This window comes from Kitasatospora sp. NPDC059408 (assembly GCF_042751525.1).
In the GTDB taxonomy this organism is placed as follows: domain Bacteria; phylum Actinomycetota; class Actinomycetes; order Streptomycetales; family Streptomycetaceae; genus Kitasatospora.
Genome location: NZ_JBHYWI010000026.1, coordinates 22,269 through 47,886, shown reverse-complemented (window position 1 = coordinate 47,886; position 25,618 = coordinate 22,269). Strand labels below are relative to the sequence as shown.

The following is a 25,618-nucleotide window of genomic DNA, read 5'->3' as shown; positions in this document are numbered from 1 at the left end:
GCCGGGACGGGCGCGGACCGGCCGTGCGGCCGGCCGGGGGGCGGGTCAGACGGAGACGTCCCCGGCGGGCTCGCCGGCGAGCGCGGCCTCGATGCGGGCGGCCAGCTTGGGCACGTTGGGCTGCTCCAGCATCGAGAAGTGGTTGCCGGGCGACACGTCGATCAGCAGCCGGCCGTCGACCCGGCGGGTCCAGCCGAAGTCCCAGCCGCTGAACATCTCGTGCTCGGCGCGGATCAGCAGCATGTCGCCGCGGAACGGCTCGCGCGGGGTGTCCCGGTAGCGGATGAGCGCGCGGGCGTGGCGCTGGTACAGCCGGACCAGCCGGCGCAGGTCCTCGACGCTGGCCGCGTCCTCGCGCTCGTCGGCGGTGCCCTTGGTCAGCTTGAGCACGAAGCGCAGCCGGGCCTCCGGGTCCAGCGCCTCCAGCTCGGCTTCGGTGGTGGGCAGTTTGTGGGCGAAGGCACCCATGATGGCGGCCGACTCGGAGACGGTGTAGCGCGGCGGCACCGGGTCGTCGATGCTGGCGCTGACCACCACGAGGGCGGCCACCTCCTGCCCGGCCCGCTGGAGCTGACGGGCCATCTCGTAGGAGACCATGCCGCCCATGCACCAGCCGCCGAGGTGGTACGGCCCCTCGGGCTGGACGGCCCGCAGGTGCTCCAGGTAGAGCGCGGCGATCTCCTCGACGGTGTCCGGGCGCGGCACGTCCGGACCGGCGTACTCCGGGGCCTGCACTCCGTGGAAGGGCTGCGCCTCGTCGAGCTCGTCGACCAGGTCCGCGTAGCTGAACACGGCGCCGCCCAGCGGGTGGACGAAGAACAGCGGCGGCCGGCCGCCGGTGGAGCGGAACGGCACCACCACGCCGCGGTCGGCGGCGAGTTCGCCGTCCACGATCCGGGCGAGCTTCTCCACGGTGCCGCCCTCGAAGAGCGCCGCGACCGGCACGTCGACGTCGGTGATGTCCGGCAGCCGCATCACCACGCGCAGCGCGGAGATCGAGTTGCCGCCCAGGTCGAGGAAGTTGTCGGTGACGCCGACCTTCTCGATCCCGAGCACGTCGGCCCAGATCGCGGCCAGCGCGCGCTCGGTGTCGGTGCGCGGTTCGACGAACTCCCCGGCGGTGGTCTCCTCGCGGCCCGGGGCGGGGAGCCGGTTGCGGTCCACCTTGCCGTTCGGGGTGAGCGGGAAGGCGTCGAGCACCACGAAGGCGCTCGGCACCATGTACTCGGGCAGCGCGGCGGCGACCGCGGCGCGCAGGTCGGCCGTGGCCGGGGCGGCGCCGTCCGCCGCGGTGAGGTAGGCCACGAGCCGCGGGTCGCCCGCGCGGTCCTCGCGGGCGGCCACCACGACCCGGCCGACGCCGGGCTGCCGGGCCAGCACCGTCTCGATCTCGCCCAGCTCGATCCGGAAGCCGCGCAGCTTGACCTGGTGGTCCGAGCGGCCGAGGAACTCCAGTTCGCCGGAGGGCAGTCGACGCACCACGTCGCCGGTGCGGTACATCCGGGCGCCGTCGCCCGCGAACGGGTCCGGCAGGAAGCGGTCGGCGGTCAGGTCCGGCCGGCCGAGGTAGCCGCGGGCCAGGCCGTCGCCGCCGAGGTGGAGGTCGCCCGGCACGCCGTCCGGGACGAGGCCGAGGTGCTCGTCCAGCACGTGCACCCGGGTGTTGGCGATCGGGCGGCCGAGTCCGACCGGCCGGTCCGGGGCCACCCGCTGCAGGCAGGACCAGATGGTGGTCTCGGTCGGGCCGTAGGCGTTCCAGACCACCGGGAAGCGGGCGGTCAGTTCACCGGCCAGGTCGGCGGGCAGGGCCTCGCCGCCGGAGATCACCCGCAGCCGCTCGTCCGGCCGCAGCCCGGCCTCGACCAGGAGGCGCCAGCTGGAGGGGGTGGCCTGCATCAGGGTCGGGCGGGTGCGCTCCAGGTGCTCGCGCAGCCGGGGCCCGTCCACCGCGATGTCCGGGGCGAGGACGAGCTCGGCGCCGGCCAGCAGCGGCAGGTACACCTCCAGGCCCGCGATGTCGAAGGAGAGGGAGGTGACCGCCAGCAGCCGGTCCTGCTCGGTGATCGCGAGGTCCCGCTCGAAGGACTGCAGCAGGTTGAGCAGCGCGCCGTGCGGGATCTGCACGCCCTTGGGCCGGCCGGTGGAGCCGGAGGTGTAGATGACGTACGCGAGGCGGTCCGCGGTGGCCAGCGGCGGCGGGCACTCGGCCGGGTAGCCGTCCCCGGCGGCGGCGTCCACGGCCACCACCCGGGCCCCGGCCGGGTCCAGCGCGTCCTCCAGCCCGGGGTCGCAGAGCAGCACGGCCGCACCGGCGTCGTCGAGCATGTACTCCAGGCGGTCCTGCGGGTAGTTCGGGTCCAGCGGCACGTACGCGCCGCCGGCCTTGAGCACGGCGAGCAGGCTGACGACGAGTTCGGCCGACCGGGCCTGGTGGACGCCGACCAGCACGTCCGGGCCGACGCCGAGTTCGCGCAGCCGCCAGGCGAGCCGGTTGGCGCGGGCCTCCAGCTCGGCGTAGGCCAGCTCGGCCCGGTCGGTGCGCAGCGCCACTGCGTCGGCGCGGCGGGCGGCGGTGGCGGACAGCAGCTCCGGCAGGGTGTGCACGGAGCGCTCGGCCGCGGTGTCGTTCAGGGCGCGGACCAGCCGGTCGGTCTGTTCCGGGCCGAGCAGCGCGGCGGACTGGGCCGGGGCGTCCGGGTCCGCCACCAGCGCGGCCAGCGCGGCCGCGTAGTAGCCGCCGATTTCGGCGATCCGGCGCCCGGAGAACTGCGCTTCGTCGAAGTTGATCCGCAGCCGGACCTCCTCGGTGACCGGGTCGGTGCCGAAGTTCGCGGTGAACGGGAAGTTCGTCTGCTCGAAGAACTCGCTCCCGGCGATCTCGATCCGGGTGAGGGCGAGGTCGTAGCCGCGGAAGTTGCGGTGGTCGACGACGGTCTCGAACAGCTCGGGCCGTTCCAGGTCCCGCAGCAGCTGGGCCATCGGGTAGCGGCGGTGCGCGAGCGACTCGCTCTCCTGGCGGTGGATCTGCCGGGCCAGGTCGAGCCAGCTCACGCCGGCCGTCTCGGCGACCAGCGGCAGGGTGTTGAGGAACAGGCCCACCACCTGGTCCCCGTCGGCGGTCTCGGGGCGGCCGTTGCTGACCCGGCCGGTCACCACCCGGGTCCGGCCGGACAGCAGCGCCAGCACGCGGGCGTGCGCGGCGAACATGACCGCCTTGACCGGCACCCTGGCCCGGGCCGCGACCGCGCGCAGCCCGTCCGCGAGCCCCTCCGGCAGCGGCACCTCGTGCACCCGGGCCGACCGGCCGGCGGCCAGGCCCGACTCGTCGAAGCGGGGCAGGCCGGTGAACTCGGTGCCGGCCAGGGTCCGCGTCCAGTGGTCGCGGGCGGCGGGGTCGGCCAGCGCCTCCTGTTCGAGCAGGACGAAGTCCCGGAAACGGGTGACCGGCGCGGCCGGGGCGGCACCGGCACCGGCACCGGCGAGCCTGGCGTCGTACCCGGTCAGCAGCTGCGAGGTGACCAGCGACAGGCTCCAGCCGTCCAGGATCGCGTGGTGGAAGCTCAGGTTGAGCCGGAAGTCCCGGTCGGCGAACAGCTGGACGTGCAGCCGCAGCAGCGGGGCGGCGGCCAGGTCGAAGGGCGTGGCCTTCTCCTGCGCGGTCCACTCCGCGACCCGGCGCCGCTGCTCCTCCTCGGCCAGGCCGCGCAGGTCCTCGACGGTGAGGGGGGTCGGCACGGCGGAGTGCACCAGCTGCATCGGCCGGCTGAAGTTCGCCAGGTCGATGGCGCTGCGCAGGACGTCGGAGCGCTCGATCACTCCGGCCAGCACCTCGCGCAGGGCGTCCTCGTCGAACGGGCCGGTCAGGCGGATCGCGGAGATGTCGTGGTAGGTGGGACTGTCCCGGTCCCGCATGCTGTGGTACAGCATTCCGGACTGGAGCCTGGTCAGCGGGTAGGCGTCGACGATCTCGCCGGGGTTCGGCATGTCGATCCTTTCGGTAGTTCGGTGAGTGGCCTGTCACTTGGCGCGCAGGCGGGCCAGGTCCTCCGGCGAGAGCAGCCCGAAGGCCGTCGCCCGGCGCTGCGGTCCGCCGGTCTCCGTGCGGGAGTCCAGCCAGCCGGCCACGGCCTCGACGGTCTGGTGGGTGAACAGCTCGGTCAGCGGGATGTCCAGGCCCTGTTCCCGGGCCTGTCCGACCACCCGCACGGCGTGCATCGAGTCGCCGCCGAGCTCGAAGAAGTTGTCCGTGACGCCGATCCGCGCCAGCCGCAGCACCCGCTGCCAGAGTTCGGCGAGCTGCCGCTCCACCGGGGTGCGGGGCGCGACGTACGCCTCCGGGGCCGCGCCGCGGTCCGGAGCGGGCAGGGCGCGGCGGTCCAGCTTGCCGTTCGGGCTGAGCGGCAGGGCGTCCAGCGGGACGAAGGCGCTCGGCAGCATGTGCTCGGGCAGCGTGCGGCCCAGTCCGGCCCGCAGGGCACTCCGGTCGGGTACCGGTCCGTCGCCCGGCGTGAGGTAGGCGACGATCCGCCGGTCGCCCGGCTCGTCCTCGCGGACGATGACCGCGACCTGGCCGACGCCCGGCTGCGCGGCCAGCGCCGCCTCGATCTCGCCGAGTTCGATGCGGAAGCCGCGCACCTTGACCTGGTGGTCGATCCGGCCCAGGTACTCGACGGTGCCGTCCGGCTGCCAGCGGGCCAGGTCGCCGGTGCGGTAGAGCCGGTCGCCGGGCGCGCCGTACGGGTCGGGGACGAAGCGGTCGGCGGTCAGGTCCGGCCGGCCGCCGTAGGCGCGGGCCAGCTGGACGCCGCCGAGGTACAGCTCGCCGGGCACCCCGAGCGGGGCCGGGGCCAGCCAGCGGTCGAGCACGTACACCCGGGTGTTGGCGATCGGCGCACCGATCGGCAGGCTCGGGCGGTCCCAGTCCGGCCGGCTGGACCAGCGGGTCACGTCGACCGAGGCCTCGGTGGGGCCGTACAGGTTCTCCAGCCTCGTCCCGGGCAGGGCCTGGTGGAAGCGCCGGGCCGTCCCGGCGGGCAGCGCCTCGCCGCTGCACGCCACCATCCGCAGCGACCCGCAGCGCTCGGCGGGCGCGGCGGACAGGAAGGTCTCCAGCATCGGCGGCACGAAGTGGCACACCGTCACCCGCTCGTCCTGGATCAGCCGCGCGAGGTGGTCCGGGTCGCGGTGGCCGCCGGGGCGGGCCAGCACCAGCCGGGCGCCGGTGAACAGCGGCCAGAACAGCTCCCACACGGAGACGTCGAAGCTGATCGGGGTCTTCTGGAGCACGGTGTCGTCCGGGCCGAGCCGGTAGGCGTCCTGCATCCACAGCAGCCGGTTGACGATGCCCCGGTGCGGCACCTGGACGCCCTTGGGGCGGCCGGTGGAGCCCGAGGTGTAGATGACGTACGCCAGGTGGTCGGGGCCGGCCGTCGGCTCGGGCGCGTGGTCGGGCAGGTCGGCGGCGGTGTCCGGGCCGACCGCGACGACGGTGCGGCCCGCGGCACCGATCGCGGGCGCGCCGGAGTCGGTCAGCAGCACCGGCGCCTGCGCGTCGGCGAGCATGAACTCCAGCCGGTCCGCCGGGTATCCGGGGTCCAGCGGCAGGTAGGCGCCGCCGGCCTTGTGCACCGCGAGCAGGGCGACCATGAGCTCGACCGAGCGCTCCATCAGCACGCCGACCACCACGTCCGGGCCGACGCCGTGTCCGCGCAGCAGGCGGGCCAGGCGGTTGGCCCGCCGGTGCAGTTCGGCGTAGCTCAGTTCCCGGCCCTCGCAGCGCACCGCGATCCGCCCGGCGGCCGGGCCGGTGCCCGGTCCGGCCTGCTCGGCGAGCAGCGAGGTGAGGGTCCGCTCCAGCGGCCAGTGGGCGTCGGTGGCGTTCCACTCGTGCAGCACCCGGTGGCGCTCGGCGGGCGGGAGCAGGTCGGCGGTGGCCGTGCACGCGGCGGGGTCGGCGGCCATGGCGGCCAGCGCCGCGGTGAAGCGGCCGGCCAGCCGCTCGACGGTGGCGGCGTCGAACAGGTCGGTGTCGTAGTCGAGCCAGCCGAGGATCTCGCCGCCGGTGTCCAGCATCCGCAGGTTCAGGTCGAACTGGGCGTTCGCCTCGGAGACCTCCACCAGCTCGCTGGTCACGCCCGGGGCCTCGAACGAGCCGAGCCGCACGTTCTGCAGCGCGAACAGCGCCTGCACGAGCGGGCTGCGGGCGAGGTCGCGCTCCGGTGCCAGCTCGCCGACCAGCCGGCCGAAGGGCACGCCCTGGTGGGCGAACGCCGCCAGGGCGTCCTCGGTGACCCGGCCCAGCAGTTCGCCGAAGGACGGCGCGCCGCGCAGGTCGAGCCGGACCGGGACGGTGTTCAGGAAGCAGCCGACCAGGTCCTCGAACTCGGCGCGCTCCCGGTTGGCGACCGGGGTGCCGACCAGCAGCCGTTCCTGCCCGCTGTGGCGGGACAGCACCACGGCGAAGGCGGTCAGCAGGGTCAGGTACAGGGTGCTGCCGGACTCCCGGGCGAGCCGGCGCAGCCGGTCGGCGGTGTCCGGGTCGACGGCCAGCCGGTGGCGCGCGCCGCGGTGCGCCTGGACGGCGGGCCGGGGGCGGTCGGTGGGCAGCTCCAGCACGGTCGGGACGTCCGCCAGGTGGTCCGTCCACCAGTCCAAGAGCTCCGTCAGCGGCTCTCCGGCCAGCTCGGCGCGCTGCCAGCGGGCCACGTCGGCGAACTGCAGCCCGTCGCCGAACCCGGCCTCCCGGCCCTCGCACGCGGCCCGGTAGGCCTGCGACAGGCCGTCGAGGAGGACGCCGAACGACCAGCCGTCGAAGGCGATGTGATGGATCGTCAGCACCAGCAGGTGCTCGTCCTCGGCGGTGTGCAGCACCAGGGCCCGCAGCAGCGGACCGGCGGCCAGGTCGAACGGGCGCTTGGTCTCCCGCATCGCCTCCGCGAGGGCCGCCCCGGGGGCGGGCTCCAGGTACCGGACGGTCACCGAGGCGTCGGCCACCGCCTGCTGGACGGGCTCCCCGTCGACGACGGCGACCCGCATCCGCAGCACCGCGTGCCGGCGCAGCACGGCGTCCACCGCCGACTGGAGCGCGGTCCGGTCCAGCGGGCCGCGCACCCGCAGCACCAGCGGCATGTTGTAGGCGGCGTCGCCGGGGCGCAGCTGGTCCTCCAGCCACAGCCGCTCCTGGGTCCACGACAGCGGCGCAGGCTCGGACTCCCCGCTCCTGGGGACCGGCCGCTCGGGCCCCGCCCCGGTGTGCCGCCCGACCAGCCGGGCCAGCCCGGCGACCGTCGGGTGGGCGAAGAGCTCGCGCAGCGACAGTCGCACGCCGAACCGCTGCCGCAGGCGCACCAGCACCCGGCTCAGGAGCAGCGAGTGCCCGCCGAGCGCGAAGAAGTCGTCCCGGCTGCCGATCCGCTCCCGGCCCAGGACCTCCCGCCACACTTCGGCGATCCGCTCCTCCCGTTCGCCCGCCGGGGCCACGTACGCGGCGACCGCCGCCTCCTCGCGGCCGAGGGCGCGCAGCGCCGCCCGGTCGGCCTTGCGGTTCGCGGTGAGCGGGAGCTCGTCGAGCACCACCCAGCCGGACGGCACCTTGTACTCGGGCAGCCGGGCGGCGAGCGCCGCGCGCAGCCGTCCCAGGTCGGGGCGGGTGCCGCCGGTCGCGAGGTAGGCGGTCAGCCGGTGGCCGCCGCGCTGCTCGGGCGTGGCCAGCACCACGGCCCCGCGCACGCCGTCCTGCCCGGCGAGGGCCGCCTCGATCTCGGCCGGCTCGACCCGGAAGCCGCGCACCTTGACCTGGTGGTCGGCCCGGCCGAGGTGGTCGACCAGCCCGTCCGGGCGCAGCCGGCCGAGGTCGCCGGTGCGGTAGACCGGGTCGGGCCGGTGCCCGCTCAGCGGGTTGTCGCCGTAGCCGTCCGTGGTCAGCGGGTCGGCGTAGCGCGCCAGGTGCGGGGTGCGCACGACCAGCTCGCCCACCTCGCCGAGGCCGGCCGGGCGGTCGCCGGCCAGCACCAGCAGCTGCACCTCGTCGATCCCGGGACCGAGCGGGATCCGGCCCTCCCCCTCCGGGGCGGCCTGTCCGGCCCGCCGGGCCACGTGGACCGACACGGCCTGCGGGGTCTCGGTCGCCCCGTACAGGTTGAGCAGGTCCGCGGCGGGGGCGAGGGCCGCCCACTCCCGGACGGTGCGCCGGGTCAGCGCGTCGCCGCCGAAGCCGACCAGCCGCAGCGCGGGCCAGCCCGGTCCGGCCGCGGCGGCCAGCGCATCGGCCAGTGCGGGGGTCAGGTGGGCGACGGTGATCCGCTCGCGGTGCAGCTCCTCGGCCAGGGCCGGGGCGTCCCGCAGGTCCGCCGCCGGGAACACGGCGGTCGCGCCGGCCCACAGCGGCGCCAGCACGTCGCGCAGGAACGGGTCGTGGCCGAGCCCGGAGAGCACCGAGAAGCGGTCGCCCGGGGTGATCGCGTACGCGTCGGCGTACCAGTGCAGGAAGTGGGCCAGCGGGCCGTGGCCGCCGACGATCCGGCGGGGGCGGCCGGTGGTACCGGAGGTGAAGGCGACGTAGGCGGGGTCGTCCGCGGTGGCGGCGCGGCGGGCGGCGGGCGGCGCGTCGGGGTCGTCCGCCACGGCGAGCACGGGAACGGCGCGGGCCTGGTCGGGCAGCTCGCCCGGGCCGGTGGCCAGCCAGGCCTTGGGCCGCAACTCCTCGGCCCGCAGGGCGAGTTCGGCTGCCGGGTAGTCGGCGTCCAGGACCGCGAAGGCGGCTCCGGCCCGCCAGACCGCGAGCAGCGCCACCGCGGTGGCCGGGTCGCGCGTGGCGTGCACGGCCACCACGTCGCCGGCGCCGACGCCGACTCCGTCCAGCCGCCCGGCCAGGCGCTCGACCCGGTCGGCCAGCTCCCGGTAGGTCAGCGCGCCGGAGGGTCCGGCCAGGGCCGTCCGCTCCGGGCTCCGTTCGGCGTGCCCGGCCAGCCGCTCCAGCAGCGGACCGGGGTGGGTCGCCGTCAGCTCGGCCGTCGCGTCGGGGGCGAGGGCCGCGGCCCGGCCGGTGGCGAGCGCGAGCTCCCCGGTGCGGCGGGCCGGGTCGGCCGTGGCCTGCCGCAGCACCAGCGCGATCTGCTCCAGCAGGTCGGCGATCCGCTCGGCCCGGTACAGCCCGGCGTCGTACACCGCCTCCAGGGCCAGCCGCCCGCCCTCGGTGGAAACGTACAGCGTCAGGTCGAACTTGTTGTCGATCTCCGGGAAGGGCAGCTGCTCGACCGCGCACCCGGCCAGGGCGAGCGGGGCGGCCGGCGGGAGGACGTTGAAGAACACCTGGATCAGTTGGGTGCGGCCGAGGTCCCGCTCGGGGGCCAGTTCGCCCACCAGCCGCTGGAACGGCACCCGCTGGTGGGCCAGGGCCTCCAGCGCACTGGCGCGGACCCGGCCGAGCAGGTCACCGAACGACGGGCCGCCGGACAGGTCCAGCCGCACCGGCAGGGTGGTCAGGTAGCAGCCCAGCGCGTTGTGGTCGCCGGCCCGGCGGGTGGAGACCGGGGAGCCGACCAGCAGCCGCTCCTGGCCGCTCTGGCGGGCCAGCACCACGCCGAAGGCCGACAGCACCGTCATGTAGAGGGTGGCGCCGTGGGCCCGGCCCAGCTCGCGCACCCCGTCGCTCAGCCCGGCGTCGAGCAGCAGCCGCGCCTGGGCCCCGCTGCGGCCGCGGACGGCGGGCCGCGGCAGGTCCGCGGGCAGCTCCAGCACCCTCGGCGTCTCCGCCAGGTACGCGCGCCACCACTCCAGCAGCCCGTCCACGGTCTCCGGGGTCAGCTGCTCGCGCTCGGCGCGGACGGCGTCGCCGAACCGGCGGCGCAACGGCGGCAGCGCCGGCGCCTCCCCCGCCCGCGCGGCGCCGTACGCCGCCGACAGCTCCTCGAAGAACGGCCCGAACGACCAGCCGTCGAAGACCAGGTGGTGGAAGGTCAGGACGAGCAGGTGCTCCTGCTCGCCGGTCCGCACCGCGAGCGCCCGCAGCAGCGGACCGGCGACCAGGTCGAACGGCCGCTCGGCCTCCCGCTGGGCGAGCCGCAGCCCGGCCGCGGCCGGATCGGGCAGCGCGCGCACGTCCTCGGTGGCGACCGGGACCGGCGCTTCGGGCAGCACCCGCTGGACGGGCGTGCCGTCCGGCTCGGCGAACACCGTCCGCAGCGCCGTGTGCCGGGCCACCACGGCGTCCACGGCGTGCTGCAGCGCGGCCACGTCGAGCGGGCCGGACACCCGCGAGATCACCGGCATGTGGTAGGCGGAGCCGCCGGGCCGCAGCTGCTCCTCGAACCAGATCCGCTCCTGGGTGAACGAGAGCGGCAGCGGTCCGGCGGCCTCGGCGGGAGCCGGAGGGAGGAAGGTGTCGGTCATGGGAGGTCCTTGGTGAGGTCCTTGGCGAGCAGCAGGGTCAGCTCGGATTCGAGGAGGTCGGTCAGCAGGCCGAGGACGGCGGGCGGCAGCAGGCCGGCCGGGGCCTGGAGGCTGCCGACGAGGTCGTCGCCGTCCTCCCACAGCTCGCAGACCAGTTCGCCCTGCGCGCCCAGCGGAGGGGCGGGTCGCGGCCGGAGGGTCGAACCCCCGAGCCGTACGGTCGGGTTGACCCGCTGGAACACCAGCATGGTCTGGAACAGCGGACTGCGGCCGCCGGGCGGGCGGGGCACCAGCGCGGCGATCTCGTCGGTGGGCAGCGCGGCGTGCGCGAACACCTCCAGCAGCCGTTCGCCGATCAGTTCGGTCAGTTCGGGCCCGGACGCGCCCGGCGTCCCGGCGATCCGAACCGGCAGACTGTTGGCCAGGAAGCCGATGGTGCGCTCGTGGGCGGCGGCGCGGTCGGCCACCACGACGCCGACGGCGAAGTCGAGCCGGCCGCTCCAGCCGGACAGCGCCCGCCACCAGGCGGCCAGCGGCACCGCCAGGGCCGGACGGCGCAGCCGGGCCGCCGCCGCGCGCAGCAGGGCGGCCGAACCGGGCGGCAGCACGACCGGGCGCTCGACCACCGGAGCGGTCCACAGCCCCTTCATGGTCACCGGCCGGGCCCCCGGCAGGTCCAGCGGTTCCAGGCCCGCCAGCTCGGCCCGCCAGAAGGCCCGGTGCCGCTCGGCGTCGCCGACCGGGCCGGTCGGCGCGGCCGGGGCGGGCCGCGGCCGGACGCCGGACCAGGCCGCCGCCAGGTCGGCGAGCAGCACCTGCTCCGAGTGCCCGTCGTAGACCGTGTGGTGCACCGCCAGCACCAGCGTGTGCCGCTCGGCGCCGTGCGACAGCAGACCCGCGGCGAGCAGCGGGCCGTTCACCAGGTCGTGCACCCGGGCCGCCAGTTCGGCGGTCAGGGCCGGCAGGGCGGAAGTCTCGTCGCCCGAGCGCCGCAGCAGCGGCGGCAGGGCGGGTTCGGCGGCCACCGCGCGGTGCGGGCGGCCGCGCAGCTGCGGGAAGGTGGTGCGCAGCGCCGGGTGGGCGGCGGCCACGGCGGCCAGCGCCCGTTCCAGCCGGTCGCCGTCGACCGGCCCGGTGATCTCGATCCGGCTCACCGCGACGTGCCCGGGTGCGCCCGGCGCCAGCCGTTCGGCGATCCAGAAACGGCGCTCCCCGGCGGAGAGTTCGGCCGGCCCGCCGTCGCCGGCCGGTCCGGTGGGCCCGACGGGTCCGGGTGGACGGCGGCGGGCTTCCCGCTCCAGGGCGTCCACCGTGCCGTGCCGGTAGACGTCGCCCGCCGAGAGCTCGGTGTCCAGCAGGCGGGACAGCCGGGCGGCGATCCTCAGCACCTGGAGCGAGTTGACGCCGTCGGCCAGGAGGTCGTCGTCCCCGGCGAGTGCGGGGTCGCCGAGGATCCGTCGCACCTCGCTCAGCGCGGGTGATCCGTCCGCCGCCGGTGCCGGTGCCGCCCCGGGCGGTTCTCCGACGAGCAGCCGCTCCAGGGCCCGCAGGTCGGCCTTGCCGGTCGGGCCCAGCGGCACCGACGCCAGTCGGACGAACCGGTCGGGCCGCAGGTGCGCCGCCAGCACGGCCGCGCTCGCGCCGCGCACCCGCTCGTCGGTGAGCGTCCGGCCCGGCTCGACGGTGTAGCCGCAGACGGTGCTCGTGACCGTCCCCTCCGCCGTCCGGACGGGGACCAGGAAGCACTCCTGCACCCCGGCCACCGCGGCGACCGCGCGCTCGACCTCGCCCGGCTCGATCCGGTACCCGCGCAGCTTGAACTGGCGGTCGGCGCGCCCGACGTAGGACAGCCGGCCGTCCGGTGCCATCCGCACCAGGTCCCCGGTCCGGTACACCCGCTCCGGTCCCCGGCCGGGGACGTCGAGGACGCCGAACCGACGGGCCTCCTCCTCCGGACGGTCGAGGTAGCCCAGCGCCAGCCCGTCGCCGCCGACCCACAGTTCACCGACCCGGCCGCGCGGCAGCGGCGCGCCGTCGTCCCCCACCACGGCCAGCAGGGTGTTGCGCACCGCACGGCCGACCGGAACGCCGCCCGGCTCGGCCAGTTCGGCCGCGGTGACGTCCTGGGCGGTGACGAAGACCATCGACTCCACCGGGCCGTACCCGTTGGTCAGCCGGGCCCGCGGGCAGGCGGCCAGGAACGCGGCCAGGTGCGGCGGCGACACGCGCTCGCCACCGGTCATCAGGTGCCGGACGCCGGCGAACGCCCCGGGCTCCTCGTCCAGGATCAGGTTGGCCAGCGAGCTGGTCAGCCAGAGCGTGTTGACGCCGTCCTCGCGCACCAGCCGGCGCAGCTCGGCCGGGGTGAGCAGGCCGTCCCGGGCCTCGACCGCGCAACCGCCGTTGAGCAGCGGCCCGAACGTCTCCAGCGCGCCCGCGTCCCAGTACGGAGCGGCCAGCAGCGGCATCACGGTGTCCGGGCCGAAGTCGGCGTAGCCGCCGTCGACGAAGGTGCGGATCATCGCGCGGTGCGGGATCACCACGCCCTTGGGGCGGCCGGTGGAACCCGAGGTGAAGAAGACGCACGCGGGGTCCTCCGCGCCGACCCGGGGCGCCGCGAAGTCCCGCCGTGTGCACCGCGGTTCGCCGTCCGACAGCTTCACGACCGGCAGCGCGAGGGTGCTTCCCTCCCCGGTGGCGTCGAGCACGAAGCGGGCACCCAGGTCCTCGGCCACGTCCGCGAGCCGTCCGGCGGGCCACCGGGGATCGACGGCGGCGAACGCCGCGCCCGCCAGCAGCACGCCGAGCGCCGCGACCGCGAAGGCCTCCCCCGGCCGGGCCGACACCGGCACGAACTCGCCGGGCCGCAGGCCGAGTTCGACCAGGCGGGAGGCGACCTCCCGGGCCCGGCCGACCAGGCCCCGGTAGGTGGTGGTCCGGCCGCCGGCCCGCAGCGCGGGGGCGTCCGGCGTCCGGTCCGCCCAGGCCAGCACCGCGTCGTGCGCGGTGCCGTGCGGCGGGACGGCCGCGGCCGGACCGAACGTCAGCGACGGTTCCACGACCGGTCAGCTCTCCGCGCGGGCGGCGCGGGCGGCGTTCACCGCGTCGGCCAGCGAGTCCGGCGTGGAGTCCAGCACGGCGAGGAAGTCCAGCTCGACGCCCCACTCCTCCTCGATCCGGGCGATCAGCGTCACGGCGTGGAAGGAGTCGCCGCCGTGGCCGATGAACGACCCGTCGCCCGGGACGTCGACCCCGAGCGCCTCCGCCACCATCGCCCGGACCGCAGCCGCGTCGACACGGTCGGCCGAAATGTTCGGCTGGGACATCTGAACCTGCCTCCAGAAAATTCCGATTACCACTTGTGGACATGACAGCAAGCCCTTTCCCGGGAATTGGGGAACGGTTATTGCTGCGAAATAGTGGAGTGATGTGAGTCAATTCCGCGCGGTGCCCCGGGAGAGGGGGGACGAAACCCGCGTAGAGCCCGCTGGACGGGGCCCGTCCGTATCCGTCGGATCAGGCCGCCCGGGCCTATCCCCAGCCGGTGTCGCCGTTGCCACCAGCCTGCGCTACAACGGAAGTCGACGGCTCCCGGCCCGACAGATGACCGGTCCCGGCGGCCGCCGCGAGGGTCGCGACGAGGGCTGCCGCGACCACCGCCGCGCCGGTCCGGAGGATTCCGCGGATTTTCTTGGAGAACTGCACGATGTGCCCCCGTGGGATGGATGCCTGCGCCGCCGGGGATCGCCCGTCGAACGCCGTTGACATCAGCATCGGGAATTCGGAGCTTGGCAGTCCAGTCACCGAGCCCGCATGATGATGCTTTACATCAAGCTGCACGTGGGAGAAAGAGTGGACAAGGTGTCAAAAACGGACATCGTGACCAGGTTCCAGGCGCTGCAGGCCGAGGAGATCCAGGTCTACGGGTGGGCGGTGGACCGGGGCGTGCTGCGGATCCCGGACGCGGCGGTGGGGCTCGGACTGCCCCAGGAACGCGTCGCCCGGGCGGTCGAGTCGCTGGCGGCCGTCCCCCTGGTCCGGCCGCTCGATCCGCTCGATCCCGCGGGGCCGCTCCGACCACCGGGCGGGCCGGCGGACGGACCCGAGGACGGATCGGAGGACAGACCGGACGGCAGACCGGCGGACAGACCGGCGATGGAGCGAGCCTGGAAGGCCGTCGACCCGCAGCAGGCCAGCGCGGAGGTGGCCGCGGCCGAGTCCCGCTTCCGCCGCGGGCTGTCCGGCGTCCTCTCCGTCTGGGACGTGGTGGACTCGGTGAACGCCATGTACGACGCGGGCGTCGACGACGTCGACCGGGGCGCTCCGCTGCAGCCCGTCGAGGCGCTCGGCGAGGTGATCGCGATGCTCGACGAGGCCGGCGCCACCTGCGAGTCCGAGGTGATGACCGCCCAGCCGGGCGGCGGTCGCCCGCCCGGAGAGCTGGAGCGCTCGATCGCCCGCGACCTCGCCATGATCGGGCGCGGCGTCCGCATGCGCACCCTCTACCAGCACCCCGCGCGCCACAACGCCCCCACCCAGGCCTACGTCGAACGGGTCACGGCGGCGGGCGCCCAGGTCCGCACCCTGCCCGAGCTCCTGGGGCGGATGATCGCCTTCGACCGCCGGGTGGCCTTCATCTCCCACCACCGGACCAGCGGCGGCGCGGTGGTCATCCGGGACCCCTCCACCGTCGGCTTCCTGTGCGACGCCTTCGACCGCAACTGGCAGATGGCGACCCCGTACCATCCGGCCCCGCTGGACGGCGGCCTGCGGGACGACCTCAAGGGCACCATCCTCGGCATGCTCAGCGAGGGCCTGCGGGACGAGACGATCGCCCGGCGGCTCGGCGTCTCGCTGCGCACCTGCCGCAAGTACATCGCGGACATCTTCGCGCAGTTGGGCGCCGAGAGCCGCTTCCAGGCGGGCTACCTCACCGGCGCCCAGCGCCGGCTCGGCACCGGGCCGGACGAGTCCCCCGGCGTCTTCTGAACCGGCTCGGCCGCGCTACCGCAGCGCCTCGCTCATCCCGGCTCATCCCGGCTCGTCCCGGTCGATCGGCTGTTCGGCTATTCGGCCCCGCAGGGGACCACGCGCGCCGTCCACCGCTCGCGCCGCGTTGCGGGGGCACGTCGCCCGGCTGATCACTCTCCTCACCGACGGCCTCCGGCCGGCCACCCGCGCCCCCGGCCACGTCCGGCTCGCTGCGCCGGACCGGTCGACGCCCGCCGGCCCGCACGGTTCCTCGACGAGGCCTGCCGTCCCCCGGGAGCGGGCGCTCCAACCGGCCGCCGGGCAGGGGCGGACGACCAAGCAGGTGGACCGGTCAGGACCGCCGTCAGGCCTGCTTCAGGCGCCCCAGGAGGTCGTGGTCCGTCCGCCCGTCGAGCCGGTCGCGGTGGTCGGGCGCGACGGGGCCGCGGGCCGGAGGAAGTCCGAGCCGGCCGTCGAGGTGGTCGTGCGGGCGCCCGTGCCCGGCGTGGTGGCGGCCGGTCCGCCCGCCGTGGTGGGCCGTGCGGCGCCCGCCGGGGCGGCCGTCGGGGCGGCGGTCGGGGCGGCGGTCGCGGTACGGCGCGCGGCGGGCAGGCCGGGCGTGGCGGCCGGAGTGCGGCCGCCCGGTTCGATCCGCTCGATCCGCAGCACGAGGTTGCGGTCCTGGCGGTCGCCGGCCCGGTCACGATTGCGGCTGTGCACCTGCTGCGTCTGCACGCCCCGGACGTCCTGCCAACGGCCCTGGACCGCACGGATGTTGGGGCCCCACTCGCCCTCGTGGCAGTGCTCCAGGTCCAGCTGCCAGCTCGCGGCGTCGACCACGTGGACGGCGCCGACCGCCGCCGGGACCAGGACCGGCGCGGCGCCCCGCACGGTCACCACCGCCCGCTGCTGCCACGGGCCCTCCACCGCCGTCACCGTGATCCGGCTCGGCCCCTGGTACCAGGCCATGGTCGTCCTCCCGCGTCCGTCCTCGCGCCGGTCGCCGACCGGCCTCAGCAGATACCACGGGCGGCGGGCCCTCCGGGGTTCGACCGGGCTCGACCGGGCTCCGCCGGATTCGACCGGCCAGGGGTCACTCGTCCACCGGCACCTGACGGACCCGGACGTCCCCGCAGACGACGAAACCCGCGGGCACACCACCGCTGAGCAGGTGGAGCCGCAGGTAGCGAGCCGACGCCGGGCCCGGCACGTCGACCAGCGCCTCGATCTCCGGGTCGGAATCCGCCTCCCGGATCTCCAGGTCCTGGTAGCCCGACCGCGTCCTCATGGCCAGGACACTGACGAACTCGACCTCCGTGGCCGTGTCCCTCCCCTGCTTCCAGAAGCTGCGGAACACCAGCGTCCGGTGCGAAACGCGGTACGACCAGACCTGCATGTCCTCGTGCAGGTCCAACGGCAGCGGACTCGTCGTCATGCCGGCTCTCCTCTCCCGGGCGCGGTACTGCGCCGCCGAGTTGCGCACTAGCCGGCGTACTGCCGCCGCAGGGCGTCGAGGCGCTTCGCCCCGCGCTCGGCCTCGTCCAGGTGACCGAGGTCCAGGGCCGCCGTGGCGCGGCCGTAGACGTAGAAGACGTCCTCGCGCTCCTCGGCGGACAGCGTCCGCAGCCGGCGCAGCACGTCGAAGTCGACGTCCAGGGAGAGTTGGACGGCCGCCAGGCGGTCGCGGGCCGTGACGGGCAACCGGGTGCGAAGCACGTCCTTGAGGTGGTCGCGGATGCGGCGATCCGCTTCCTCGGGCCGGCGGACGGCGGGCCGGTGCGGATGGTCCCCCAGCTCGTCGGCCCAGGTGGCGAGAACGCCGTGGATCGCCTGCAACGCCGCCACGTCCCCGGGGTCGGTGGCGAACACCTCCCCGGCCAGCCTGGCCGCCTCCCGGGCACGCCCCTCGACGTCGGTGCAGGCCGCCACGAATCCGGCGAGCGTCCCGCACCTCCACCGCAACTCGGCGGCCTGCCAGGCTTGTTCCATGTCCACGTCGGCACCCTATCGGGCGGCCGGCCGGGGTTGTCGACCGCTTTTGGGCGGCGGGCCGGCCGGGCCGTCGTCGACGAGCACGAAGGTCACCAAGGGCGCCGGCGCCCGCACCGCCGGCTCGCCGGTCCGGCCGTGCCATGTCGCGACCGGCCTGCTACCCCGGTATCCGGGCGCCCAGTGCCCGGATGAGCCAGTCGAAGGCCGGCGCCAGGCTTTCCGGGGCCGACCAGCCGTTGATCACGGCGAGCAGCTGAAGGTACCGCTCCCTGCGAGGGTCGTTCACGGTCTCCAGGCGGGTCGACAGCCGGCGCCGGAGGTCGACGTCGTCGGGGAGCCCCACGGCGTCCGCGTACTGGGCCATGACCGCCGCAACGACCCGATCGGCCTGGGGCGAGCCCGGGTCGATGCCGGCTGCCAGGGCCGGGCCGACCTGGTCGAGGACCGCTGCGGCAGGGTCACGGCGCGGGCACGTGGTGCCGACCTGGGCGTGATCGGCCACGTAGTGCTCGACCGTGCGCCGCGTGCCGGCGCGGAAGTCCGGGTCCTGGGACAGCTCGGCCAGCTCCACCCACGCCTCGACCTGCTCGGCCTCCGGGTTGTCGGGCAGCTCGGGCGTCATCGACCGCGCGATCCCCGCGAGTCCGGGGTTGGCGTCCAGCAGTCCGCTGAAGGCGGTGTCGAGGAAATCGCCGATCAGCCGTCGGCGTTCGTCCTCGGAGAGCTTGGCCAGCTTGTGCATGAGATCCATCTCCTCAGGGGTGGACCCGCGCCTGGCCACCGCCGTCAGCACCGCGCGCCGCAGGCGCAGCGTCCGGATCTGCACCGCCAGTGCTTCGGCGTGCGCCGCGGCGACCTCGGGTAGGGAGATCTCCCGGTCCACGACCTTCCGGATGGCAGGGAGGTCCAGTCCCAGGTCGCGCAGCGTCCGCACGAGGTCCAGACGTGCGACGGCGTCGATGCCGTAGAGGCGGTAGCCGGCCGGGCTACGGTCGGTCGGCGGCACGATCCCGCAGTCGGAGTAGAACCGGATGGCCTTGACCGTCAGACCGGTCCGCCGGGCCAGATCACCGATCGGGTAGAGCGTGTCGCCGTCCATGCCCTCACCCTCCCACCTCCCCCTACAGGAGACTCAAGCCCACCCGCCTGCCGGCGGCAGACCACCCGTCAGTCACAGGTCTTGGCGATTCCTCCTCCGCCAGTACGCCGGCACAACTGCACCGAGCAGCGCAACCGGCCGGCGATCCTCGACCCGCCGCCCGGCCTGCCCCCGGCCGAGGCGGCGGCCTTCGCCGACACGCTCGGCTCGCGCGACTCCGACGACGCCGCCTTCGCCACGCCGTACTACCCGTGGATCACGGTCCCGGGCGTCGACGCCGTCGAGCGCACCCGGGCCCCGACGCCCGCCACGTCCAAGGCCACCTGACGGCGCACCTGTCCGCCCCGCCGTTGCGCGGCTCGCGGCTCGCGGATCCCGGCCCGAGCAGGAAGTCGGACCGGCCGACTTCCTGCTCCGGTGGCCGGCCGGAGGCTCCTCGGCGGCCGGGCAGTAGGGCGCGTGATCGTGAACGCCGCCGGATTCGGCCGCCGGGCCCGTGACGGGTACCGGGACTGGATGCCGATTCCCCGTTCGTGGCGGGGGAGTTGGCAGAGCTGATCGCCGGGGCGGGGCGCCCGGAGGAAGCCGTGGAACTCCTGGACCCCGCCCGCTCCCGGCACCGCCACACCTTGGCGGGGCTACTCCTGGAGCTCGGACGGATCGACGGAGCGGTGGCCCTGTTCCGGCTGCGGTAACCGGCCGCTCCCGCCCGGCCGCGTGCCCGGACCCGGCGTCGCCGCCGGCGTCCGGCGTCCGCTCCCGGCATCGACGCCGAGGCCGACGCCGGGACGACGGGCCGGCCGTCGCCACCGGTTCCGGAACGACCGGAAGACCGCGACGACGGCAGCCGTGGCGAGGCCCGCGAGGAACTCGGGCAACGCGGCTCGCAGCAGGTCGCTCATCGGGCCGTCCTCGCGGCCGCGGCGGTGCGCTCGGCGTGCAGGGCGCCCCGGCGCCGGAGCTTTCGGCGCACCCGGTCGCCGTACGAGGGCGGCAGGCCCGCTTCGACGGCCGCCTGGAGCCAGCTCCCGCCGTCCCGCGCGAGCCGGACGGCGACGGCGGCCTCGTCGGCGGTCAGGCCGCGCAGGACCGCTCCGATCCGCTCGTCGTCGAACTCGTGCCGCAGGACCACGTCCTCGGCGCTGCGGTGGTCGGTGAGCGCGTCCTCCAGGGTCACGCCCGCGCCGATCGTGACGCTGGTCAGCCGGGTGGGGCCGTTCCTCGTCCCCCGGTTCCACAACGGCAGCCACCGTTTGCGTTCCTCCTTCGCGCAACGGTCGAGGAGCGCCACCAGCTCGGGATCGCTGCGGCAGTCCCCGAGGCCGTCCACCCAATCGCCCAGGAGCGCGTCGATCACTCCCTCTCGCCACTCCTCCGGCCGCGCCCTGCCGAGCACCCTGCGGGTGAAGTCGTCCACGCCTTCGAGGTCTCCCACGAGGGCGGCGAAGCGGGCGGCCAGGGCCGCGACGAGGGCCGCCCGGGCAGGCGGCGGTGGCGGGGAGCCGAGGTGCCTGATCGACCTGGCCAGACCGATCAGCAGGACGGCGACCGAAACGGGCGGCACCTCGGCGAGTGCGGTGTCCAGGCCGGCCGTCGTCATGGCGTCCGCCGCGTCGTCGAACCCGAAGATCCGAAGCATCTGCGCGGGCCGGTTCCTCGTGATGTACAGCAGCTTGATGGTCAGGTGCGGGTTCGCCCGGTCCGCGCCGGGCACGACCAGCACCGACTGGCAGCGCTCCCGCCGGCGCCGGGCGGCCCCGCGGTAGTTCACGTCGGTCAGGAACTGCCGGGGCAGCCCCGGGCCCGGCCGGAACTCGATGCACACACCGTCGATACACACGGCGATGACTCTCCTCTGCGACTCGTACGAGCAGGCTCTACTTCCGGGGACGGGAGCACGGCACAACGGCAAAGAATCCGGCAGACCGAGACGTGATCTGCGTCACGTCGGACGAATGGGCGCCCGCACCCGGCCGGGGCGGCACCGGTCCGCGGCACCGGTCCGCGGGTCCGGCCGGGCGCCGGCGACCGGCCGGTGGTGAACCGCCGGGCGGGCGCGGGCCGTATAGCTGGGCGGGGCACCGACCGGGTGGGTCCCGACGAACGATCAGGGGAGGCGTACGCCGATGGCCGAGGTGGAACCTCACCGGACATCCGTCCGGGCCGGGCGTACGCACCGGCCGACGGACGTGGTCCGCGCCGTCGCCGGAGCGCCCTTCCCGCAGACGGACGCCGGCCGGCGCGCCGCCGGAACGCCGATCACGTGCCAACGCCCGCCCCACTGGCGGACGGACGCCGGCCGGGTGGCGCGATGAGTGCGCCGCAGTCCGGGGCCTCGTCCGCACCGGCTCTGCGCCGCCGGTTCGGCCGTCGTGGGGCGCCGTCCGCTCCGCCGCCCGTACCGGCCGGGCGGCGGGGGCCGTCGCGGTCGATCCTGCGGCCGTTCGGGCCGCACTACGTCATCGCCCCGCGTGAGGTGGGCGACGACGAGCTGGCGGCGGCGATGGGCAGCCTGCGGCCGGTGCCGGACGCCCTCGTCGTCGTGGCGGCGGCGGCCGACGCCGCGCCGGTGCTGCGCGAGCAGATGGCCGAGCTCGGGCTGATCGCCCGGACCCGGGGCGCTGCCCGGCTGATCCTCGCCGCCTCCGGTCTCGCCGCGCTGGGCCCGGGTGGGCGGCGCCCCGCCGAGGTGGTCGCCGACAAGGCCGGACTGCCGGTCGTGGCCCCGGACGGTCTGGTGTCCATCCAGCCCGACGGCACCCTCAAGGTGACCGCGCCCGAGGGTGCCACCGAGCCCGCCGCGTGGTGGAGTTGCCCGCCGGGCGGCCGTCCGCGGCGGCTGCGGGAGACCGTCGAGGCGGCGACCGCCGTCGAACCCGGTCAGGCGCCGCCCGAGCCCGAGCCCGCGGCGTGGCCGGCGCCGGCCGGTCCGGCGTGGGGCGCCACCGGGCCGGCCGCGTGGCCGCCGCCCGCCGTCCCCGTCACCGCCCCCGTCCCCACCCGTACGGTCGCCGCGGCGCGCCCGACCACGCTGCCCGCCTCGGTCGTCGTCCAGCGCCTCGCCAACGGCTTCTGGCTCAGCCACGCGACGGCCCGCCCGGAGGCCGGGATGCCGTTCCTGGAGCAGCTCGCGACACCGCCCGGCACGACGCCGCTGCTCGTCGGCACGCCCACCCAACCCGTCCTGGCCCCCGAGGAGTTCGCCGACGCCGCGCTGTCCCTGCCGACCGGCTCCGACCAGCTCCTCGTGAGCGCGCCGTGGGCGGACCCGGGGGCGCTCGCCGCCCTGTCCGGCACGCTCGCCGAGCGGCTCGGCCGGCCCGTGCACGCCGCGGTCGGCCTCCCGGTCGCGGGCGACGGCGCGTTCACCACCCGGGTGCTCGACCACCGCGGCGCCACCACCTGGGAGCCGTACCTGATCCGGCTGACCTCCGGCAGCCGTCACGACACCGTCAGCACCGCCTGGCGCAACGGCGGCGCCGGGTGGGACACCGTCGGCCCCGGACTGTTCCGCGCCTTCCCGTTCTGGTGCCTGGAGGCCGTGCCGGCCGGGCTCTGGCTGCGCCCCGAGCCGCCGTACGCGTGGGCGCCGCGCTTCCTGCGCCCGGACCCGGCCCGCCCGCTGCTCGTGGTGGGAGAGCAGGCCCGGCTGATCCCGCACGATGTGTGGGAGCAACTGTCCGCCCTGCTGGACCAGTTGCCCGGTGACGGCGCACGGGGTTTCGGGCTGCTGCTGCACGGCCTGGTCGACACGGCGTCCGAGAGCAGCGCCCGGTTCTTCGCACGGATGCACGGCCTGGTGTGGCTCAACCCGCCCGCCCGCGCGCAGAACGGTCTCCCGGCTCCGGCTCCGGCCCTCCCCACGACGTACGCGGTGGGCGGCGGCCTCGGAACGCCGAGCGGGCCGAGCAGGCCGGGTACCCCGAGCGCGCCGAACGTTCCGGAACGCTTCGCCCTGCCGGCGCACCGGAACGAGGGGTTCGTGACGGGACGGGTCACACCCGCCGATCCGGAGCTCGCTCCCCCGGCCGCCCCGCCCGCCGGGCTCGCCACGAGCAGTGGCGCGGCGCCGGCGAGCCGGCCGGCCACCGCCGCGAGCCCGTTGACGGCGGAGGCGACGGCGAGCGCCACCGCTCCGGCCGGGCCTCCCGCCACCGAGCGCCCGGCCGAACGGCCCACCGAGCCCACCGAGCCCGCCGCAGCCCCGACGCCTGAGCCGCCCGTGGCCCCGGAGCCGGAGGAGCCCGAGGAGCCCGAGGAGCCGGAGGTGGCAGGGACGCCCGAGGTGGCAGGGACGCCCGAGGTGGCAGAGGCCGCAGAGGTGCCGGAGCAGCCCGAAGCACCCGCCCAGCCGATCGCCCTCACGGCCCGCTACTTCACCCCCACCGACGTCCCGCCACTCGCCCCCGTGAGCAGCGCCGCCGACCGGGACGCCTTCCGCTCGCTCCTCGGCGACCACTACCAGCGCGGCGCCGGCCGGGTCGAACCGGCCGTCACCCGCCTGCCGGGCCTGCGCTCGACCGGCCGGGACGACCTCAAGCCCGACCTGGTCGCCGTGCTGCTGCACCACGAGGGCGCCGACGTGCCCGCCGGCCCGGCCGCGCTGGTCGCCGGGGCCCGCAGCGGCGCGCCCGGCCCGCTCGCGCCCTACCTCGCCTGCCTGGCGTCGGGCCTGCGCCGCCTGCCGAGCCACCACGGCGCGGTGCTGCTCGGCGCCGACGTCCCGCCCGAGATCCTCGACGCCTACCCTCCCGGCCTGGTCCTCGTCGAGCCGGCGCCGGTCACCGGCGTCTCCTCACCCGCGGCCGACCTCGGCACACCGGTGGAGTTCGCCGTGTGGTCGACGACCGGGCGCCGGACGGCCGTGTTCGCCGCCGACGGCGAGGTGCCGCAGGTCGTCTTCTCCCCCGGCACCACCTTCACCGTCCTCGACACCGTCCCCGGCGACGGCACGACCCGCCCCGCCCGCGTCCTGCTGCGCGAGACCACCAGCACGCCCCCGGCCACCGCCGACGCCGCACGCGACCGCAGCGCCCGGGACCGCCTGCGGGCCTGGCTGGAGCGCCGCGACGGCACGGCCCCGGCCGACCGCCGCCCGGTCACCGGACCGGAACGCTTCCGCCTGACGCCCGGCGCCGACCTGCCCGCCCGCCCCGGGACCGGCCCGTGACCTGCCCGGCTCCGGCGGACGGCCCGGTCCTCGGCCGTCGAGCCCGGCGCTGACGAGCGCCTGGACGCAGGGCAGGTCATCGCCGGTCCCCGTCGGGTTCAGCGCGTAACAGCGGTGAGCACCCCGATGTCGCCCCTGGAACGTCCCTCGGGTGGGTGTCACCTGCCCACGGCGTAGCCCTGCATGCCGCGCGGGTTGGCGGCCGCCGACAGGACGCCGGTCTCGGGGTCGCGGGCGACGGCGCACAGGCGGCCCTCCGACCACGGGCCCCCGACGGTGACGTCGTGGCCGCGGCGGCGCAGGCCCTCGATGACGTCCGGGCCGAGGCGGGACTCGACGAAGAGGCTGCCGGGCCGGCCGGCGCGCGGGTAGAAGGAGCTCGGGAAGCTCTCGGTGTGCCAGTTCGGCTCGTCGATCGCGCCCTGGAGGTCGAGCCCGCCGCGGACCGGCGGGCGCAGGGCGAGGGCGAGGAGGAAGTGCAGGCTCCACTGGTCCTGCTGGTCGCCGCCCGGGGTACCGAAGGCGAGGACGGGCCGGTCGCCGCGCAGGGCGAGGGACGGCGAGAGGGTGGTGCGCGGACGGCGGCCGGGGGTGAGGGAGTTGGGCAGTCCGGGGGTGAGGGCGGCCATCTGGAGGCGGGTGCCGAGCGGGAAGCCGAGGCCCGGGACGACGGGGTTGGACTGGAGCCAGCCGCCGCTCGGGGTGGCGGAGACGAGGTTGCCCCAGCGGTCCACGACGTCCACGTGGCAGGTGTCGCCGCGGGTGCCGCCGTCCCTGGCGACGGTGGGCTCGCCGGAGCCGGGCGCCGCCTCGGCGGGGGCGTACTCGGCGAGCCCGGGCGCGCGGCCCTCGGGGCTGCCGGGCCGCAGGTCGTAGGACGCCCGGCCGCCGATCAGGGCACGGCGGTCGTCGTTGTACCCGGGCGACAGGAGCGCCTTGAGCGGCACCTCGGCGGCGTCGCCGAACGCGTCGCCGTACCAGGCCTCGCGGTCGGCCATGGCGAGCTTGGTGCCCTCCACGAGTGTGTGGACATAATCGGCCCCGTCCAGCGTCCCGAAGTCGTCCGGCAGCAGGGCGAGTTGCTGGAGGAACACCGGGCCCTGGCTCCACGGTCCCGGCTTGGCGACCGTCCACCCGTTCCAGGTGTGCGTGACCGGCTCCTCGTAGTGCGCTTCGAAGGCCGCGAGGTCGTCGCCGGTCAGGGTGCCCGTGTGGCGCTCTCCGGAGGTGTCCAGCGCGGGACGGGCCGCGAAGCCGGCCAGTGCCTCGGCGATGAAGCCCTCCCGCCAGACCCGGCGCGCCGCGTCGATCTGCGCCTCGCGCCCGCTCCCGGCGGCCTCGGCCTCGGCGACCAGCCGCCGCCAGGTCGCGGCGAGCGGCGGGTTGGTGAGCAGCGCGCCGGGGCGCGGCGCGTGCCCGCCGGGCAGGTAGAGCTCCGCCGAGCTCGTCCACTCCCGTTCGAAGAGCTCCCGGACGGTCTCGACGGTCGCCCCGATCCGCTCGACCGCCGGGTGCCCGTGCTCGGCGTACCCGATGGCGAACCGCAGGACCTCCGCCAGCCGCTTGGTGCCGTGGTCGCGCAGCAGGAGCAGCCAGGCGTCGAACGCCCCGGGCACGGCGGCCGCCAGCGGTCCCGTCCCCGGGACGAGGGACAGGCCGAGCGAGCGGTAGTGCCCGATGCTCGCCCCGGCGGGCGCGGGCCCCTGCCCGCACAGCACCCGCACCGGCCCGTCCGCGGGCGCGAGGATGATCGGCACCTCGCCCGCGGGCCCGTTCAGGTGCGGTTCGACGACGTGCAGCGTGAACGCGGCGGCCACGGCCGCGTCGAACGCGTTCCCGCCGTCCTCCAGCACCGCCTGGCCGGCCGCCGACGCCAGCCAGTGCGTCGACGAGACCATCCCGAACATCCCCTGCAAGGTCGGTCGAGTCGTGAACACCGGTACCCCTCCCATCCTGAAGCCCCCGCCGTCTCCGGCTGGCACCCATCGTGTCCACTG

The 25,618-nt window shown here is 76.0% G+C and carries 15 protein-coding genes; 4 read left to right on the top strand and 11 right to left on the bottom strand.

Annotated elements, in window-relative coordinates:
- Nucleotides 1-45: 45 nt before the first annotated feature.
- The 5 genes from ACFXDE_RS19080 to ACFXDE_RS19060 all read right to left on the bottom strand — a co-directional run bounded on the left by ACFXDE_RS19080 (nucleotide 46) and on the right by ACFXDE_RS19060 (nucleotide 14,229).
- Nucleotides 46-3,984, bottom strand: a complete 3,939-nt coding sequence (locus ACFXDE_RS19080; protein ID WP_380495691.1) for an amino acid adenylation domain-containing protein — start codon at nucleotides 3,982-3,984, stop codon at nucleotides 46-48.
- A 33-nt stretch (nucleotides 3,985-4,017) separates the two neighbouring features.
- Entirely contained in the window at nucleotides 4,018-10,389 is a 6,372-nt protein-coding gene (locus ACFXDE_RS19075) for an amino acid adenylation domain-containing protein (RefSeq protein ID WP_380495689.1), read from the bottom strand.
- Entirely contained in the window at nucleotides 10,386-13,448 is a 3,063-nt protein-coding gene (locus tag ACFXDE_RS19070; protein WP_380495687.1) for an amino acid adenylation domain-containing protein, read from the bottom strand. The genes ACFXDE_RS19075 and ACFXDE_RS19070 overlap by 4 nt, the downstream gene beginning before the upstream one ends.
- Nucleotides 13,449-13,454: 6 nt before the next feature.
- Nucleotides 13,455-13,715: an acyl carrier protein gene (locus ACFXDE_RS19065; protein ID WP_380441480.1), complete on the bottom strand. Its 261-nt coding sequence runs from the start codon at nucleotides 13,713-13,715 to the stop codon at nucleotides 13,455-13,457.
- A gap of 205 nt (nucleotides 13,716-13,920) precedes the next feature.
- Entirely contained in the window at nucleotides 13,921-14,229 is a 309-nt protein-coding gene (locus ACFXDE_RS19060) for a hypothetical protein (protein ID WP_380495685.1), read from the bottom strand.
- Nucleotides 14,230-14,268: 39 nt separating this feature from the next.
- On the opposite strand from ACFXDE_RS19060, the gene ACFXDE_RS19055 reads away from it, so the two are divergent.
- Nucleotides 14,269-15,378 carry a LuxR C-terminal-related transcriptional regulator gene (locus ACFXDE_RS19055; protein WP_380495682.1) on the top strand — a complete coding sequence of 370 codons (1,110 nt, stop codon included), beginning with the start codon at nucleotides 14,269-14,271 and terminating at the stop codon, nucleotides 15,376-15,378.
- Between the two features lie 357 nt (nucleotides 15,379-15,735).
- Here the strand turns inward: ACFXDE_RS19055 and ACFXDE_RS19050 are convergent, their stop codons facing one another.
- From ACFXDE_RS19050 to ACFXDE_RS19035, 4 genes are all read right to left on the bottom strand, one after another.
- Nucleotides 15,736-16,329: a hypothetical protein gene (locus ACFXDE_RS19050; RefSeq protein WP_380495680.1), complete on the bottom strand. Its 594-nt coding sequence runs from the start codon at nucleotides 16,327-16,329 to the stop codon at nucleotides 15,736-15,738.
- Between the two features lie 124 nt (nucleotides 16,330-16,453).
- Nucleotides 16,454-16,795, bottom strand: a complete 342-nt coding sequence (locus ACFXDE_RS19045; RefSeq protein WP_380495678.1) for a hypothetical protein — start codon at nucleotides 16,793-16,795, stop codon at nucleotides 16,454-16,456.
- A 47-nt stretch (nucleotides 16,796-16,842) separates the two neighbouring features.
- On the bottom strand, nucleotides 16,843-17,355 hold the full coding sequence (locus tag ACFXDE_RS19040) for a hypothetical protein (RefSeq protein ID WP_380495676.1): 513 nt from the start codon (nucleotides 17,353-17,355) through the stop codon (nucleotides 16,843-16,845).
- 154 nt (nucleotides 17,356-17,509) lie between these two features.
- Nucleotides 17,510-18,451 (bottom strand): MerR family transcriptional regulator, encoded by a 942-nt coding sequence (locus tag ACFXDE_RS19035; protein WP_380495674.1) that lies wholly within the window; start codon nucleotides 18,449-18,451, stop codon nucleotides 17,510-17,512.
- A gap of 81 nt (nucleotides 18,452-18,532) precedes the next feature.
- On the opposite strand from ACFXDE_RS19035, the gene ACFXDE_RS19030 reads away from it, so the two are divergent.
- Both ACFXDE_RS19030 and ACFXDE_RS19025 read left to right on the top strand, forming a co-directional pair.
- Nucleotides 18,533-18,778 carry a hypothetical protein gene (locus tag ACFXDE_RS19030; protein ID WP_380495673.1) on the top strand — a complete coding sequence of 82 codons (246 nt, stop codon included), beginning with the start codon at nucleotides 18,533-18,535 and terminating at the stop codon, nucleotides 18,776-18,778.
- Between the two features lie 206 nt (nucleotides 18,779-18,984).
- Nucleotides 18,985-19,146: a hypothetical protein gene (locus ACFXDE_RS19025; RefSeq protein ID WP_380495671.1), complete on the top strand. Its 162-nt coding sequence runs from the start codon at nucleotides 18,985-18,987 to the stop codon at nucleotides 19,144-19,146.
- A 203-nt stretch (nucleotides 19,147-19,349) separates the two neighbouring features.
- Here the strand turns inward: ACFXDE_RS19025 and ACFXDE_RS19020 are convergent, their stop codons facing one another.
- On the bottom strand, nucleotides 19,350-20,291 hold the full coding sequence (locus ACFXDE_RS19020) for a hypothetical protein (protein ID WP_380495669.1): 942 nt from the start codon (nucleotides 20,289-20,291) through the stop codon (nucleotides 19,350-19,352).
- Between the two features lie 471 nt (nucleotides 20,292-20,762).
- Between ACFXDE_RS19020 and ACFXDE_RS19015 the strand changes: the two genes are divergently transcribed.
- Nucleotides 20,763-23,621, top strand: coding sequence for a hypothetical protein (locus ACFXDE_RS19015; RefSeq protein ID WP_380495667.1), 2,859 nt, complete (start codon nucleotides 20,763-20,765; stop codon nucleotides 23,619-23,621).
- A gap of 158 nt (nucleotides 23,622-23,779) precedes the next feature.
- Here the strand turns inward: ACFXDE_RS19015 and ACFXDE_RS19010 are convergent, their stop codons facing one another.
- The gene (locus tag ACFXDE_RS19010) at nucleotides 23,780-25,558 is read right to left on the bottom strand and encodes a gamma-glutamyltransferase family protein (protein ID WP_380495665.1); all 1,779 of its coding nucleotides are present in this window, start codon (nucleotides 25,556-25,558) and stop codon (nucleotides 23,780-23,782) included.
- Nucleotides 25,559-25,618 lie beyond the last annotated feature (60 nt).

Bases quoted from the DNA above. Each gene is read 5' to 3' on its own strand.
- ACFXDE_RS19080 (WP_380495691.1), bottom strand. From the start codon at position 3,984: ATGCCGAACCCCGGCGAGATCGTCGACGCCTACCCGCTGACCAGGCTC.
- ACFXDE_RS19075 (WP_380495689.1), bottom strand. From the start codon at position 10,389: ATGACCGACACCTTCCTCCCTCCGGCTCCCGCCGAGGCCGCCGGACCG.
- ACFXDE_RS19065 (WP_380441480.1), bottom strand. From the start codon at position 13,715: ATGTCCCAGCCGAACATTTCGGCCGACCGTGTCGACGCGGCTGCGGTC.
- ACFXDE_RS19050 (WP_380495680.1), bottom strand. From the start codon at position 16,329: ATGGCCTGGTACCAGGGGCCGAGCCGGATCACGGTGACGGCGGTGGAG.
- ACFXDE_RS19045 (WP_380495678.1), bottom strand. From the start codon at position 16,795: ATGACGACGAGTCCGCTGCCGTTGGACCTGCACGAGGACATGCAGGTC.
- ACFXDE_RS19035 (WP_380495674.1), bottom strand. From the start codon at position 18,451: ATGGACGGCGACACGCTCTACCCGATCGGTGATCTGGCCCGGCGGACC.
- ACFXDE_RS19015 (WP_380495667.1), top strand. From the start codon at position 20,763: ATGAGTGCGCCGCAGTCCGGGGCCTCGTCCGCACCGGCTCTGCGCCGC.